At 47.0% G+C, this 16,830-nt stretch carries 12 protein-coding genes; 4 read left to right on the plus strand and 8 right to left on the minus strand.

The genetic code is table 11. The annotated features are described in order from the left end of the window. The first annotated feature begins 10 nt into the window (after nt 1-10). The 3 genes from glgA (at nt 11) to malQ (ending at nt 6,677) form a co-directional block, all read left to right on the plus strand. A complete protein-coding gene (gene glgA, locus L3Q72_RS22440; RefSeq protein ID WP_275132783.1) occupies nt 11-1,483 on the plus strand; it encodes a glycogen synthase GlgA in 1,473 nt (490 codons plus the stop codon). Between the two features lie 168 nt (nt 1,484-1,651). Then, a complete protein-coding gene (gene malT, locus L3Q72_RS22445) occupies nt 1,652-4,369 on the plus strand; it encodes an HTH-type transcriptional regulator MalT (protein WP_275132784.1) in 2,718 nt (905 codons plus the stop codon). A gap of 124 nt (nt 4,370-4,493) precedes the next feature. Next, on the plus strand, nt 4,494-6,677 hold the full coding sequence (malQ, locus tag L3Q72_RS22450; RefSeq protein WP_275132785.1) for a 4-alpha-glucanotransferase: 2,184 nt from the start codon (nt 4,494-4,496) through the stop codon (nt 6,675-6,677). Nucleotides 6,678-6,769: 92 nt separating this feature from the next. Here malQ and pflB read toward each other — a convergent pair whose 3' ends face one another. From pflB to L3Q72_RS22475, 5 genes are all read right to left on the minus strand, one after another. Next, complete coding sequence (gene pflB, locus L3Q72_RS22455; protein WP_275132786.1) at nt 6,770-9,067, minus strand: formate C-acetyltransferase; 2,298 nt, start codon at nt 9,065-9,067, stop codon at nt 6,770-6,772. Between the two features lie 262 nt (nt 9,068-9,329). Next, on the minus strand, nt 9,330-11,003 hold the full coding sequence (locus tag L3Q72_RS22460; protein WP_275132787.1) for a cytochrome b/b6 domain-containing protein: 1,674 nt from the start codon (nt 11,001-11,003) through the stop codon (nt 9,330-9,332). An 18-nt stretch (nt 11,004-11,021) separates the two neighbouring features. Further along, nucleotides 11,022-11,474 (minus strand): cytochrome c3 family protein, encoded by a 453-nt coding sequence (locus L3Q72_RS22465; RefSeq protein ID WP_275132788.1) that lies wholly within the window; start codon nt 11,472-11,474, stop codon nt 11,022-11,024. Between the two features lie 25 nt (nt 11,475-11,499). Further along, the gene (locus L3Q72_RS22470) at nt 11,500-13,041 is read right to left on the minus strand and encodes a flavocytochrome c (protein WP_275132789.1); all 1,542 of its coding nucleotides are present in this window, start codon (nt 13,039-13,041) and stop codon (nt 11,500-11,502) included. Between the two features lie 344 nt (nt 13,042-13,385). Continuing rightward, nucleotides 13,386-14,246, minus strand: a complete 861-nt coding sequence (locus tag L3Q72_RS22475) for a helix-turn-helix transcriptional regulator (RefSeq protein WP_275132790.1) — start codon at nt 14,244-14,246, stop codon at nt 13,386-13,388. Nucleotides 14,247-14,460: 214 nt separating this feature from the next. On the opposite strand from L3Q72_RS22475, the gene L3Q72_RS22480 reads away from it, so the two are divergent. Then, nucleotides 14,461-14,703, plus strand: coding sequence for a hypothetical protein (locus tag L3Q72_RS22480; RefSeq protein ID WP_275132791.1), 243 nt, complete (start codon nt 14,461-14,463; stop codon nt 14,701-14,703). 33 nt (nt 14,704-14,736) lie between these two features. Here the strand turns inward: L3Q72_RS22480 and L3Q72_RS22485 are convergent, their stop codons facing one another. From L3Q72_RS22485 to L3Q72_RS22495, 3 genes are all read right to left on the minus strand, one after another. After that, on the minus strand, nt 14,737-15,240 hold the full coding sequence (locus tag L3Q72_RS22485; RefSeq protein ID WP_275132792.1) for a GNAT family N-acetyltransferase: 504 nt from the start codon (nt 15,238-15,240) through the stop codon (nt 14,737-14,739). Then, on the minus strand, nt 15,237-15,509 hold the full coding sequence (locus L3Q72_RS22490) for a DUF1778 domain-containing protein (protein WP_275132793.1): 273 nt from the start codon (nt 15,507-15,509) through the stop codon (nt 15,237-15,239). Before L3Q72_RS22490 ends, L3Q72_RS22485 begins: the two co-directional genes overlap by 4 nt. 292 nt (nt 15,510-15,801) lie before the next feature. Further along, nucleotides 15,802-16,548, minus strand: a complete 747-nt coding sequence (locus L3Q72_RS22495; RefSeq protein ID WP_275132794.1) for a potassium channel family protein — start codon at nt 16,546-16,548, stop codon at nt 15,802-15,804. Nucleotides 16,549-16,830 lie beyond the last annotated feature (282 nt).

The following is a 16,830-nucleotide window of genomic DNA, read 5'->3' on the forward strand; positions in this document are numbered from 1 at the left end:
GGATTAGATAATGAATATAGTGTGGGCAACAAGTGAGGCAGCACCTTACGCAAAGACAGGTGGTTTGGCGGATGTTTCTTATTCGCTGCCATATGCTTTGGCAGAGAGCGGACATAACGTTTCTGTATTTATGCCGTACTATCCGCAGGTGATGGGTGACAAATGTGAGGATACCGAGCTGGTGTATGAACTGCTTGGCGTTCCTTTTGGCGACGGAGAGGTCTGGGCTCAAATCCGCAGACATAAAATCAGTGAAAACCTTTCTTTCTACTTCATACAGTTTGATCAGTTCTTTGACCGTCCTAAGTTGTATGACTGGGGTGGCCAGGAGTACACAGACAACGCTGAGCGTTTCATTTTCCTTAGCCGTGCCATTATGCAGGCTTGTCTGGCGCTGGAAATCAAAGTTGATGTACTGCATGCCAACGACTGGCACGTGGCGCTGTGTAACGTGTATGTGAAAAGTGCGCTGTACTCAGATTACGATAACTTTGCTGATACCAAGTCAGTTATGACTATCCATAACATCGGTTATCAGGGTGTATTCAACAAGTCTAACCTGTACTGGACCGGTCTTGGCTGGGATTACTTTAACTTCCACTGCTTAGAATTTTACGACCAGCTTAACTTCCTGAAAGCGGGCGTTATGATGGCTGATATGGTTACTACAGTAAGCCCGACCTATGCAGAAGAAATTCTTTCGCGCGAATACGGCTTTAACCTGCAGAACTCGCTTCAGCACAGAGCGGTACAGGGTAAACTTCGCGGCATCATTAACGGGATTGACACAGAAGAGTGGAACCCGACGATCGATAAGCTCATCCCGGCGAACTTCTCTCATGAAGACTTTACCGGTAAGGCCATCTGCAAAGCTGAGTTGCAAAAAGAGTTTGGTCTTGAAGAGAGACCTGACGTTCCGGTATTTGGTGTGGTTTCACGACTTGCTGATCAGAAAGGTCTGGATGTCTTTATCGAATGTATCGATGAGATGCTGAGAGAAGATGATGTGCAGATCGTTGTGCTTGGCTCAGGTGAGAAGTGGCAGGAAGATGCCATCAGACACTACACCTCCGCTTATCCTGGCAAATTTGGCGGCTTCGTTGGCTACAGCAACAAACTGGCTCACCTGATTGAAGCCGGTTCTGACTTCTTTGTTATGCCTTCAAGGTATGAGCCTTGCGGCCTGAACCAGATGTACAGTATGACTTACGGTACTGTGCCAATTGTAAGGGCAACAGGTGGTCTGGAAGATACGGTACACAACTACTCTGCAAGCCAGCTTCACCGTGCAACGGGCTTTAAGTTCTACGATCTTTATGCGGACGCTCTGAGAGGCACAATGCGCTGGGCGGCAACACTTTACAACAACGATAAACCTGCGATTGATGCAATGAGAGTTAACGGTATGACGGTTGATTTCTCATGGCAGCATACAGCAACGGAATACGAAGAGCTGTATAAGCATGCGAAATCGCGCTTTTAATAGCCGCTTGATTTAGTTGTTATTGAACCACGCAGCAGATTAACTTAATGTCAGTCTGCTGCGTTTTTTATTATATATTGATAACAGACGTTTCTTTTTTTAATACCAATACCAGTCATTCGCTGTTCAGTGATTGCCGGGATTGGTATAAGTCAGGCAAGAAGTAATATGTGGCTCCCTTCAAAACTAAAACGACCGGCCCGGCTGCGTAATGCAATCAAAAGGCCCCGTGTATTGCAGTCATTGCAGCAGGCTTCTTTGCATAAGCTTGTACTCTTTCGCTCCCCGGCAGGGTATGGAAAAACCACAATGGCAGCCCAATGGCTGAGCGATACCCCTTCGGTTGGCTGGTATAACCTGGATCAAAACGACAATGATGTATTTCATTTTGTTAACTACTTTATTCAGGCTTTAAACAAGGCAACCAACGGAAACTGCCCCAACTCTCAGACCATAGTGGAAAGGCAGCAGTACTCATCGCTTAAGGCGCTTTTCAGTGAGGTTTTTTCTGAGCTCGCATGCTATGAAGAAGAGTGCTATCTGGTGCTCGATGACTACCACCTGATCGAGGAAGATGAGATCCACGAAGCGATGCGCTTTTTCCTCAAGTATATGCCGGACAATATAACGCTTGTGGTGACAAGCCGTTCCACACCGCCTCTGGGTGTGGCAAACCTGCGAGTCCGTAATTCCATGATTGAAATCGGCAGTGATCTGCTTGCTTTCGACACCAAAGAAACCAGCAGTTTCTTTAACGAATATGTATCTGAAGAGGTAGATGACGCTGTCGCAGATAAACTGCGACAATATGTAGAAGGCTGGCCATCAGCACTTCAGCTGATTGCGCTTCAGTCTCAGCATCAGAATGTCGCCCTTGCCAGGTCTGCCGATTTTGTCTCTCACTTCAGCCATAGCCACCTGTGGGAGTATCTGGTGGAAGAGGTCTTTAATCAGCTGGATTTTGAAACGCAGCATTTCCTGATGCAGTGCTCTGTGCTGAGCTCGTTTAACGATACTCTGGTCAATGCATTAACGGGCAGGGATGATGCGCTTAGTATGCTCGAACAGCTGAACCGGTATGGGCTGTTTATCTCCTCTCTGGAAGGCGAACAGAACTGGTTCCGCTTTCACCACTTGTTTGCTGAGTTTCTGGCTCACGAGCGGCGTAAAAGGATCCCTAAAGAAGAGAACCAGTTGCACAGGAGCGCCGCAAAAGCCTGGCTGCAATTGGGTATTCCTCACCGGGCTATCATTCATGCGCAAAATGCCAATGACAGTGAGCTTCTTGCCCAGCTGGTTACCGCTCATGGCTGGCAGATGTTTGACCATGGAGAGGTGAACGCATTAGAGCAGGCTATCAGCAGGATTTCTGAAGATAAGCTGTACGCAAGCATAAAGCTGCCACTGCTCAGGGCCTGGATAGCCCAGAGTCAGTATCGTTTTGCCGACGTTGAAGAGATACTGACAAAAGCGGAGCACGAAGTAACGCAACGCAATGTGGTATTGAGCAGTAATGAAAAAGGTCAGATAAATGCGCTTCTGGCTCAGGTTGCCATCAATACAAATGCACCGGAAAAAGCACAGGCACTGGCAGAGCAGGCGATTACTCAGCTTGATTCAACGGCCTACAGAGGCCGTATTGTGGCCACCTCAATTGTTGCAGAAGTAAATCATGTTATGGGGCAACTGGACAAAGCTCTGGCTTTGATGCAGCAAACCGAGAGCTTGTCCCGCAGGCATTCTCTGCTTTATCAGACAACCTGGGCAATTTTGCAGCAAAGTGAGATCTTAATGGCTCAGGGCCTGGTTCAGGCCGCATTCGATATGCAGGAAAGGGCATTTCAGCTTATTGCTAAGGAGAAACGGCAGCAATTGCCGCCGCATGAGTTGCTCCTTCGTAACAGAGCGCAGATTCTCTGGAGCTGGAACCGGCTGGATGAAGCGCAGGAGTGCGCACACAAGGCACTGAATGTGCTGGGTGAGTCTGAACCCGGTGAGCATCTTCACTGTTATTCCATGCTGGCAAGAGTGGCTATCAGCAGGGGAGAAGTGGACAAGGCAACCCGCTTTATCGGGGAAATTACGCAGTTGTTGCAGCAGTCAACCTACCATGTGGACTGGATTGCCAATGCCTCCTTTTCTCTGCTGTTATACTGGCAGGCGACGGGGGACTCAGGCTCAGTGGAACACTGGCTTGAAACCGTTTCCCGACCGGAAAATGCCAGCAATCACTTTTTGCAGCTGCAGTACAGAAATATCGCCAGGGCTCAGATTTTACTGAAGAAATATGATGACGCGGCGGAAACGCTCACTTTTTTGCAAAGCGAAGCGGAGAAAACCAACCGGGTTACAGATACAAACTGTAATCTGATTATTGAGTCGGTTCTGGCGGCAAAAGCAGGCGAGAAGTCTGTGGCGTCAGAGAAGCTACAACAAGCGCTCGCTTTAGCCAATCAGACCGGAATGATGGGGGATTTCCTTGTTGACGGTGCCACCCTTGAGCCAATCCTTCGGGAGCTGATTGCTGACAAGTTGCTGCCAAATCTTGAGCGCCACAGAGCCCAGCTGTTAATCAGCGAATTGGCGAGCAGGAAGAAAAGTACTCTTATTCATTTTGATGAAGAATTTATATGTGAACTGGTCAATAGCCCGAATCTTCCGGAAGTTGTGCGGATGAGTCCTTTGACGCTGAGAGAATGGCAGGTGCTGGGCCTGATTTACTCAGGCTTAACCAACGACCAGATTGCAAAAGAGCTTGCTATTTCAGCCACAACAATCAAAACCCATATTCGTAATTCATACCAGAAGTTAAGTATCGGCAACCGGACTGAAGCGATTGCCACAGTTGAAAATATTCTCAAACTAACGGGTAATTCCGGCGTATAAAGAGAAATATAAATAACTCATCCCCCGCTACTCCTCCTCACATCCTCCTCTGGCAGGAGGATGTGTAATTTGTCTGTTAGAGGCATGATAGGCCATCATCAGAATACATTACCCGGAGAGCAGGATGACAGAGCCGTCTGTATTAAAACAAGTCGCTGAAATGGCCAGAATTTCAGATAATTATATCAGTGCGTGGGGAGACCCGGCGTACGTGGAAGATGCAACGATCCGTTATCTGCTTGGTTCACTAGGTTATGACACTTCCAGTGACGAAAAGCTGCTTAAATCCGCTCAGGAAAAACACCGCAAAACGGTTCTGGAACCCACTCTGGTTGTTAAAGACAGCGGGTTAGCTGTTGAAGTGGCACTGAATCTGGATGCTACTGCTCTCCCGGCTGAATTCAACTGGCGGCTGGTGACCGAGCAGGGCGAAAAATCCGAGGGGGCGGTGAGCGATCTGATTGTCAGAGATGAGCGCTCTGAAGGCGGCCCTCTGGTATTTGCACTGCCTGCACTTGAGTGGGGTTACCACAAGCTTGAGGTATCAGATAAAAAGCGTACCTATGCCACAGCACTAATTGTTGCTCCTCAATCCTGCTACAAGCAGGAGAGCATGAATAAGGGTAAGAAGCACTGGGGGCCAAGTGTTCAGCTATATACGCTGCGTACGGCAGACAACTGGGGTATCGGTGACTTTTCTGATCTGAAACAGCTTGTTTCTGAGACGGCATCCCGTGGGGCCGATTTTGTGGGCCTTAACCCGATTCATGCGCTTTTCCCTGCAAACCCTGAAGGGGCCAGTCCTTACAGTCCTTCTTCCCGGAGCTGGCTGAACATCCTTTACATTGACGTTAATTCAGTGGAAGAGCTTTCACAGTGTGCGGATGCGCAAAAGATAGTAGAAAGCGCAGAATTTCAGCAGCGTCTGAAAGCTGTGCGCAAGGATGATTGGGTCAATTATACCGAGGTCGCAGCACTGAAAATGGCAGTGCTTCCGCTGCTGTTTAATGAATTCAAGGTACGTCATCTTGATAAGCAAACCCAGCGCGGCGCTGAGTTCCTCTCCTTTATTCAGGCTGGCGGAGAAAGCCTGAAGCATCAGGCGGTATTTGATGCCCTGCATGAAAAACTCTATCAGGAAGATTCTTCTGTCTGGGGCTGGCCGGTATTTCCTGAAAAATACCGTAAATATGAGAGCGCGGCAGTAAAAGAGTTTATCAGGGAAAACGAGCAGTTCATTCAGTCCTACATGTATTTTCAGTGGATTGCAGATTGCCAGTTAAACGAGGCGCAAAAACTTGCTGAAGATGCGGGGATGTCAATCGGGCTGTACCGGGATCTGGCTGTTGGTGTTACCGGATCTGGATCTGAGTCATGGGTTGACGACGGTAATCTGATACTTGACGCAAGCGTTGGTGCTCCGCCGGATATTTTTGGTCCTCTTGGTCAGAACTGGGGACTGCCACCACTAAACCCGCAGGTACTGCAGGCAACCGGCTATGACGCATTTGTAAAACTGATCCGCGCCAATATGAAGCACTGTGGTGCGCTGCGTATAGACCATGTTCTTGGCCTGCTGCGACTTTGGTGGATTCCGCAGGATAAGGGAGCCAAAGATGGCGCTTATATCTATTATCCGGTTGATGACATGCTGGCGATTCTTGCACTTGAGTCCCATCGTCACCAGTGCTCAGTTATTGGTGAAGATCTGGGAACAGTGCCGGATGAAATTGTCGATATTCTTGCAAATGCCGGCATCCATTCTTATAAGCTGTTCTTCCAGGAGATTGCCGAAGATGGTGGTTTTTACTCACCTGCGCACTATACCGAGCAGTCAATGGCCGCGCTTTGTACCCACGATATGCCGACCCTGAGAGGATTCTGGCATTGCGATGATCTGAAAAGAGGCAGAGAGCTTGGCCTGTACCGTGATGAAGAGAAGCTGAAGGTACTGTTCGACAACCGGTTAGATTACAAGCAGGAGATCCTGAAGAGCCTGGCCTCGCACGGCTATCTGCCGGAGGGTGTCGGCCTTGATGCATCTCTGGTTCCGATGGACTCCTATCTGAGCGATGCACTGCATCTGCATCTTGCCGCCGGCTCTTCAAGCCTGCTCAGTATCCAGTTGGAAGACTGGCTGGAGATGGATATGCCGGTTAACATCCCGGGAACCGTGGATGAATACCCGAACTGGCGCCGTAAGCTTTCGGTGACTCTGGATGAGGTTTTTGCCAGAGATCAGGTAAACCGGATAGCAGAAGAAATGACCCGGGTGAGAGCGAAAGCGTCGAATCAGAATGCTTCCTGACGCATAGTTACCGTTACCCAGTCACTATTGCAGGACAAAAATTGCAGGACAAAAAAAGGCCACTCAAAAGCGAGTGGCCTTGTTCTTTATGGTTACATCTTTTCCGTAAAGGTACGGGTAATCACATCCTGCTGCTGCTCTTTAGTCAGCGAGTTAAAGCGTACTGCGTATCCGCTTACACGGATAGTCAGTTGAGGGTATTTCTCAGGGTGTTCTACCGCATCAAGCAGCATTTCGCGGTTTAGCACATTAACATTCAGATGCTGGCCGCCTTCAATCACAATGCCATTGTCGCTGTTTTCATGGTGGAAATAACCATCCATCAGTGCGGCAAGGTTCTGCTTCTGGCTGTTGTCATCTTTACCTAACGCTCCCGGTACGATAGAGAAGGTATAAGAGATACCGTCTTTGGCGTAGGAGAATGGCAGTTTAGATACTGAAGTCAGGGAAGCCACCGCGCCGTTCTGATCACGGCCGTGCATAGGGTTTGCACCCGGACCAAATGGCATACCTGCTTTACGGCCGTCAGGTGTATTACCGGTTTTCTTACCGTACACAACATTGGAGGTAATCGTCAGAATAGATTGCGTTGGCGTTGCTTCGCGGTAGGTGTGCTTCTTCTGAATTTTCTTCATAAAGCGTTCCACAAGATCGCAGGCAATCTCATCCACACGCGGATCGTTGTTACCGAATGTAGGGTATTCACCTTCGATATCGAAGTCGATTGCAATACCGTCTTCATCGCGTACCGGAGTTACTTTCGCGTACTTGATAGCCGCAAGGGAATCGGCAACCACAGAAAGTCCGGCAATGCCACAAGCCATAGTACGGAACACATCTTTGTCCATCAGTGCCATCAGAGAGGCTTCATAGCTGTAACGGTCATGTGAGTAGTGGATGATATTCAGAGCGGTGACATACTGAGTTGCCAGCCAGTCCAGCATCTCATCAAACTGAGGCATAACACGGTTATAGTCCAGTACTTGGTCAGTGATTTTTGCGCTCTCAGGAGCAACCTGAACCTTAGACTTCTCGTCAATACCACCGTTAATGGTATAAAGCAGCGCTTTTGCCAGGTTGGCACGTGCACCAAAGAATTGCATATGTTTACCAACAATCTGCGGGCTAACACAGCAGGCGATAGCGTAGTCGTCGTTGTCAAAATCAGGGCGCATCAGATCATCATTTTCATACTGCAATGATGAGGTATCGATGGACACTTTTGCGGCATAACGCTTGAATGGCTCAGGTAATTGCTCAGACCAAAGCACGGTCATATTAGGCTCAGGAGCCGGGCCCATGTTGTACAGGGTGTGCAGGTAACGGAAGGTGGTTTTGGTTACCAGAGTACGGCCGTCAACGCCCATACCAGCCATCGCTTCTGTTGCCCAGATAGGGTCGCCGGAGAAGAGTGAATCGTATTCAGGAGTACGCAGGAATCTCACCATACGCAGCTTCATAATAAAGTGATCAACCAGTTCCTGAGCCTGAGATTCAGTGATAGCGCCGGTTGCCAGATCACGTTCAATATAAACGTCCAGGAAGGTGGAAGTACGTCCAAGAGACATAGCCGCACCATTCTGAGACTTAACCGCAGCCAGATAACCGAAGTAGGTGAACTGAATGGCCTCCTGAGCTCTCTTTGCCGGAGCGGACATATCAATGCCGTACTTAAGGCCCATTTCACGGATATCTTTCAGTGCCTGAATCTGGTCAGCCAACTCTTCACGAAGACGCAGTGTTTTTTCCAGTTTTTCACCTTGCTCCAGGAAAGACTGAGTGGACTTGAACTGCTCCTGCTTATCGGCAATTAGGAAGTCGATACCATAAAGCGCAAGGCGGCGGTAGTCACCGATAATACGGCCGCGACCATAAGCATCCGGCAGGCCGGTGATAATGCCGGACTTGCGGCATGCAAGAATGTCTTTTGTGTAAAGATCAAAACAGGCTTTGTTATGTGTCTTACGGTACTCAGTAAAGGTTTTTTCAACCTGAGCGTCCAGTTCACGGCCGTATACTTCGCATGAGTTTTTCACCATGCGGATACCGCCGTTGGCAATAATGGCACGTTTTAGTGGCTTATCCGTTTGCAGGCCGACGATGGTCTCTAACTCTTTGTTAATGTATCCCGCATCGTGAGAAATGATGGTTGAAGGCAGATCCGTATCAAAGTCCAGAGGGGCATGAGAACGGCTCTCTTCTTTAATGCCTTCAAGTACTGTATTCCATAAGGTAGTTGTCGATTCTGTTGCTTCAGAAAGGAACGACTCGTCGCCCTCATAGGGCGTATAGTTGGCTTGAATAAACTCTCGGGTGTTAACCTCATTTTGCCAGTTTCCACCTTTGAAACCTTTCCAGGCTTCAAACATTTCAGTTGTTGGAATTGTCATTCTTTTTACCTCACAAACGTGTTGTTTTCTATAAATATGGCAGCTCCGTTATGGAGCTTTGCTCTGTATATTTATCTACGGAGCTGAATATATTGCATACAGCATTATGAGTAAAATGAATGTTTTGCAAAATAAATATGCGTGATGTGCATTTTTATTTATGTGGGAATAAGCGGTCTTTTTTAATTCCTGTAAAGAATAAAAACCCCTTATTAGCGCCTCGCTAATAAGGGGTTTTAGCTTAAGTGGTTATTTAAGAAAATTAAGATTTCGCTTTAAATAACCGTCCGGTCAGCATGCTCTTAAAGTGTTCTGCCGGAGTCACACCTGTAGTACACAGGTAAACGTGAACGGCGATAAACAGCAGCATCACATGTGCCATGCCAACGTGCACCATCACTGTTAAGGTTTTAGCGTCAAAACCGAAGATTTCTGCCGGAAGCAGCTCGCTAAAGAACAGCCCGATACCCGATAGAATCAACAGCGGGAATGCACCGAATACAATCGACAGATACCCCATCTGCTGTAGCGGGTTCAGTCGCTTCTTCGGATCGTGTCCGGCAGGGTTTTCTTCCCCTTTATGGATCCCTTTGAGGTAGTAGGCTCCCTGCTTGATTGCATCACCAATAAAGTTTTTGCGCGGGATGTACTGTTTGATCTGTCCGGAGACCAGAAGATATAGCAGATACAGCATCCAGAACACAATCAGTGCGCCACCCAGAATGTTGTGCATATACTGAGAGAGCTCAAAAGCAATCAGCGAGAAGTGCATGGATAGCCCGGTCAGAAGCAGGGTCACAAACACGATTACATTGGTGTTGTGCCATAGCCTGATGCCCGCCGGGAACATAACAGTCTCTGTCTTGACCAGTTCAATTTTCTCTTTTTCACCCAGCTTTCTCATGCGCAGATGCAGACCCAGCAGTGCAATGATTGCGATCAGTGCGATACCAAGCAGCGAATCCATCCAGCCGATAGGGGTTGCACCGATCAGGTAGCGGCCATCAAGCAGTTTCTGGTTGATAAAACCGTTTGGCGAATCTGCCTTTTCTGAGCGCTGCGCGATGGATTGCGCATTTTTCTTAATCAGTTCACTGTCATCGAAAATGCCTTTATCCAGCATTGAGAAAGCCTTGGTTTCATTGCTGTATTTGTACAGCGTTGAAGTCAGGGCTGTGTCTTCACTGTGACAAAGTTGACAGTCTGAAACGGCATCTTCTGCCGGGGTGATGGTATGGATCTGAGTTCCTTCACCTGCACTGTGACAGTCAACACAGCGAACGGCAGCAAAGTGCTTGTTCTTCTCAGGCAGGAACCAGTGGCCCATGTCCTGATCCAGCAGCTTTTTATCCGTCAGCTTTTCATAACCTCGCAGGTCATTGTGACAGGCAAAGCAGGCTTCGTTTGAGTCATGAATACTGGCTGTTATATCCTCCGCTCTTTCAGGAAATTTAAACGTATGAGCGTTATGACAGGCTTCACACTCAAACTCATTACCGAATTTTTCAACAATGGTTTTTGTGTGATGACTGGACTCAATCTGCTTATCAATTTCGCTAAAGACTTCGCCGTGGCAACTGTCACAGCTCCGGCTTGCCGTATCATTCTCAAACCGGTGAGGGGCTGTTTCAAATGCGGCGTCGTCGGCTCCCTGGTGGCAGCTCTCACAACTTTGTCCCTGGTGAACAGAGTCGTTGTAATGGAGTGTATCTACATGAAGATCCAGACTCCGGCCATGTTCTGTTTTCCATTCGCTATTGATACTGTCACTACCGTGGCAGGAAAGGCATGACTCATTGTCTGTTTTAGCATGAGCTCTTAATTCTCGGGCTTTTTCCTTGAAGCCATCTGACTCCGGAGTACCGGCCTGAGTATTAAAAGCCGTCAGCAGAACAAACACCACCACGCCAAATGTTTTACTTATTAATTTGAACATTGGTTACCTCAGATGCGGTTATGGTGTTTTAAAGCCAAACTGGTGACAGTCACTACAAACAGATTTTGATTTGCCGTGTTCAATATGGCATGAATCACATGGCAGCTCAGTTTCCCAGTGCGGAGAGTTGTGCGGGTTAGGCTCCATCTCCTGAGTCAGTTTTGCCACATCTTCCGGGCTACCATGGCAGTTAGCACAGTTTGAGGTATCAGCAGGTGTTACCGGCTCGCTTGAACCATGACAAAGCGCGCAGCTTTTGCCGTTCTGATGAACCTTTTTGTGATAACCCTTTACCGGTACCTTGCCGTATATCTGGTCATCCAGAAAATCAAGAAGGCTCTGATGTGCTGCATTTTCTTCCAGCGCTTTGTCCGCTGTGGTTTGTGTGCTTTCTGCATAAGCGTTCGATGCCAGACCTAAAATCAGAGCGAATGCAAAAAGCGGCTTTAAGAATTGATTTATGTATTTCATTATTCGTATTCCCAACAGAAGAAAGTTAAACCGGCTTATTAGCAGCAACGCTGTTTCCGGCAATACGTCCCATAACTAATCCGTCCGTTATTGCACAACTGCCAAGACGGCTGGCACCGTGTGGACCACCGGTTACTTCACCGGCGGCATAAAGCCCTGGAATAGGTTCAAAGGTTGCAGAGTGCAGAACCTGAGTTGTCACATCGATTTGTACTCCACCCATAGTGTGGTGCACCTTCGGCCAGGCTCTGACGCCATAGAAAGGTGGCTTAACAATTGGTGTTGCTGTTGAGATTGGTTTACCGAATTCCAAGTCATCGTTGTTCTGAACGTATTCGTTATAGTCACTGACTGATTTAAGAAGTCTCTCTTGTGGAACCCGGTAGAATTTGGCCAGTTCTTCTAAGGTGTCGAATTCGTTAATCACCTTGTATTTCAGGCCTCGGTCAAGGGTAGGGCAGGCCTTTGCACCGACACTGTCAACAAGGATAATCGGGTAATCCGGTTCGCCGCTATTTCCGGCGCTTTTGATAATTGCGGTTGCGCGAGTCTTACGGTCAGCAAGTTCGTTTACAAAGCGTTCACCGGTTGCGCGTCCGACCATGATGCCGTAGCGGAAACCAGACTGGATATTGAACATGGATGCTACGCCAAATCCGCCTTCATCAGGCGATGCCCATGGGCCAAGCTGAATTTGTCCCATTTGTACCGGTACTGCGCCGATCCGGAATGCTGCGCGCATCGCTTCACCGGTTGCACCAAGCTGGTTGGTACTGTCAATATCACCATGCAGGCGAGGGTCTTGAGCAGAGCGGAAATCTTTGTCCCGGCTAAAGCCACCAGAGGCAAGTACTACGCCATGTCTCGCTTTAAAGTGCTTAACAATGCCGGTTTCTTCATCAGGGAAACGATAGCCGTCTTTAACCTGAACACCGATTACGCGTTTATCATCATTGGTAACAAAATTCAGCATTTTGCATCCGGTGCGGATGATTACACCCTCTTTACGTGCTGTGCGCACAAGAGGGCGGACGATACCGGAGCCCGAGGCGTTATGAGTCAGATAGGTTCTGGCTACGGAATGGCCACCCAGCCAGGAAAGCTTGGGTTTAAATTTTGCTCCACAATCAATCACAAAATCATAGGCATCACGCGAACCCTCTGCGATTGCCCGGGTCAGTTCGGCATGATTGATCCCGCGGCCCGCTTTCATCATATCTGCAATCATCAGCTCAACGCTGTCTTCAACGCCTTCTTCTTTTTGCAGTTCACTGCCTGCAACAGCAAAGAGACCGCCATTAATGGTTGAGTTGCCGCCGGGAACACGCATTTTCTCGATGATCATTACATCAAGCCCCTTGCGTCTGGCTTCAATGGCCGCAGACAGTGCAGCAAAGCCACTGCCTATGACCAGCACATCGAATGTTTTGTCCCAGTTGAAATTATTATCCAGCGAACCCGCCTGAACGCTGTTGCTGAATACCATAGTGGTCACTGCCGCTGCAGCGGTTCCCGTCAGTAGCTTTCGCCGGGATAGATCTGTAGGAGAGTTATTATCTTGACTCATTATCAGTGCTTCCATTTATTGCAAAAAAAATAAAATTAAGAAGCATCATGAGATGACAAGCATACCCGGTTTAATAACAGAGATACCCGAAGATATCTCATGACACTTCATTGTACGAAAACAAGGATCTGGTCGCCAAATGACGCCAAGTTTCCGTTATTTGTTATAAACGTGTCGACAAAGTAGGTTAATTAACCCTGATAGCTATGAGGGTATAATACGCTTGGCTACCTCTTTATGGCTAATGACCATTTTACATTTCGAACATGCGCAAAACGCATAAATGATCAAAGTCACATTCCAGAGTTGCATGAGTGATTGTCGGCTCAAGGCGGCTCTTCTTATTACGCTGCATGGCTTTGAAAGAAGGTGGCCTGAGAAGAAAACTGCACCAGATGACTTAAATACGCCTGAAACAGCTCACCAAGTGAAGACACAGCAAATTTGTTGTAAATGCTTTTTCTGTGAACTTTTACGGTTGCAACCGATATTTCCAGCACATTGGCGATAGCCTTATTGTCGGAGCCTTGTATGATTAAAGCGGTGATTTCCTGCTCTCTGCCGGTGAGGATATCGGCTCCAAAGTTAACTAAAGCCTGATGCATTACTTGTTCAAGGTTGTTGTCTGCTCCGGCGGACGCGGTCCATACCCGTGGCCACAAGTCATGGCATAGCTTTTTGGTATGAGTGAAGTGACGGTACAAATGGCGTTTTTCTTCCAGTGAGAAAAGTTTACTCACTCCGTTTCGCCGGATGAAAATGATAGCCTGACGACTTTTATCCAGCGGTATATTTATCGCCAGTTCGTCTCTGCGTCCCATATTAATCTGAAAGCGCTGACGGTAATCATTAAGCTCCGCCCGGTTGGTGATGACATCCTCAACACTATATATTCCCTCTAATTTTCGCTCGGAAAACGCAGAATAAAACGGATCATAAACGTAGGAGCTGGCAACAAGGCTCTGCATCGACGGGTTGTGCTGTGTTTCCTGTGTACTGAAAAGACAGACTGGAAGGCTCCCGCTCTGACAGCCAAGAATGATAAGAGAGTCGAAACTGACTACCTTACTCAGGTATTCCATCAGACTCGCTGATAATGATTGAATGCTGGACTTTCCGCTGGAAGCTCCCCCTTTTTCAAAGGGCGTCACATTAGGATTATTGGGGCGGAATAGGCTTTCAGGGTAGTTGTTCTGACTCATCATAAGTGTTTCCATTTCATGCAAAAAGCAAGAAACCTGGCGGAGTATGGTGCCAAGTTCCTTTATCTTGTTAAAAAATGTTTGCAAGTTACGTTAAGTAACCATGATGGCCATGGGGTTATAATACGCACGCCTACCCCATAATGGCTAATGACCTTTTTTCATTTTATACATGCACTATGCGCATAGATGATATGAGCCCGCATTCTCTCTATGCATGAGAAGTATCTGTTCTGAAACGCCTGATACCTCAAGATACCCAAGGGAGCAGTATTCTGAATTTGAAAATGATGCCGGACAAAAAATAAGCACAGCCAGCTTAAGAAGTAGTGCGGATAAAATGATAAAAGCGATAGGCTTAGTCAGCTCTCCACCAGGTGATTTTACGATGAAGGAGTCTGAATATAATACGATGAAGTCAGAATATGAGGCTGCAGTTAATAAATATCAAATCAGTTAATTGACCTTCAGTCTTGGAAAAAGTAATTATAATTTACTGATACTCCAAGCTCTCTCTGACATCAGAAATCGTGATGAACAATTTGTTTTCTGCACTTTGAAATGCCTGAAATCCATAGCGCTCGTAGAACTGTTTTGCTCCATCTTTGGCATCAACAATTACAACAGGGAATGCCACGCTGTCACTAGCGGTCAATAATTTTCGTAGAGCATCAATAAGCAACCATTCGCCAAATCCTTTTCCTTTGTAGCGCTCATCAATAGCCAAGCGAGCAATGAGACCTCCGGAAGTTGATGATTGGTGCTTTTTCTGTAACTTATCGGGCAAAGCCTCCAAGTTAATTGGTGTCATCGTCAATGTATAAAAGCCGATGATATACGAATTATCATTTTCGTCTTCCAGAACAAAAGTTCTGGTGTTGTCTTTCTTGGCTTGCTGATTAGCCATTACTTTTAGATAGTTATTGAGGGCTTCAATGCCACAATTGAATCTATTTCTGTTGTGTTTCGATTTGTCCAGAAGTACCGAATTCATCATTGAGTTTTGTGCTCATAACGTTTAGCTGCAGCTTTCAATTTTGCGTTTGGTTTTGCAGGTCGGTCAAGCGCTTCCATAAGCAACAATGCATCCTTTTGACTAAGCCTTAGAGCTTGTTCACGTTCGATAACCTCTTTTGCTTTCTCAATTGCAGCACTTAGAACAAATGAATTAATACTAGACATACCTGCAATCGCAGCAGCTTTAGTAAGTAAATCTTGTGTATCGACATCAACCCTGGCGGTGATGCGAGGCAATGTAGCTGCCATAATTAAATCTCCTGGTGTGTCAAAATGTCACATTTCTATTATGGCCTTAAATTGCACCAGAAGCAATGATGTGTCATTTTGCCACCGGACTCATCATTTGATTATTTTACTCGCCGGCAAACATTCCGGACTGAGTAATATGGCGGATGCTTTCTTCCAGTTCGGCATAATAGGGATTCCAGGTCAGCCGGGCGTGAATCTTCTTACTTTCTTCGAGTGTACTGGCAATAAGTAGGAGAATACGAGATCAGTGTATCTGATTTCGGTATTATAAAGCAGCAGTCTCAATCAGTCAGTCTTCTTGTTTTTTCACCTGTTTTAACAATTGCTTTAACTCACTAATTTCAGATTTTAATTCGTTAACATCATTCAGGATTTCGGCTTCCATTTTCCGCTCCTTCGTGGAGTCCATGATCCAGGATGCAAGAATCGCAGTGCAACTGCCAAACATGCCAACGCCTGTGGTCATCAGAATGATGGCAACCACTCTTCCTTCAAAAGTTACCGGGAAAAAATCGCCGTAGCCCACGGTTGTTATGGTTACAAATGTCCACCAGAAGGCATCAGCAGCAGTTTGTATGTTGGCTCCGGCAACACCCCGCTCAAGGTAGAGTATGTACATGGAACTGAAGGTGAGTGTCATGGATCCGATTACGACCATAAAATGGAGTGTTGATACCGCTTTGTTTTCATTGATGGTGCGCGATACCATGGCGATGGATTTGATCGCCCGTAATAACCGGAATACCCGGATTAAACGTCCATATTGATTTATTTCCATCAAGGGAATACAGGAGATGAGATCAATCCAGCCAAGCTTCATATACTGAAGTTTCGAGGGAGCCGCACGCCATTGCTGGACGAAGTCGATAAAAAATACAACACATATACCTGTATCTGCATAGATCAGTATTTTGACCATCTCTTCGGGAAGGGAAAATATGACTTCTATGGTCAGAGATATAAGAACAAAAATCGACAGTACCAATACAGTAAGCTGAAATGGTGTGATTTGTTCGGGTAGTTTGGGGTGACTCATAATAAAAACCGGTGTAGTGCTGGTGGTATTGCTTTAGTTTAATCGAATTGGTTTTAAATGTATGGGATTCCAAATAGATAAACTAAGTATTTTGTGTAAGGCATTTGTACCCCAGTTGCAGTTGCGCCGTTTATGTGTATGCACATTTTGGGCGTAATGCTTGTCTTTGCACCGAGTTGCGCCCTTTTTGTGTAGACACATTTTGGGCGTAATGTATACTTTAGGTATAGGCTACGCCGTTTTTGTGTAGGCGCATTTAGGGTCAAATGATTTACGAAGAGG

This window comes from Vibrio sp. JC009, from assembly GCF_029016485.1.
GTDB lineage: Bacteria > Pseudomonadota > Gammaproteobacteria > Enterobacterales > Vibrionaceae > Vibrio.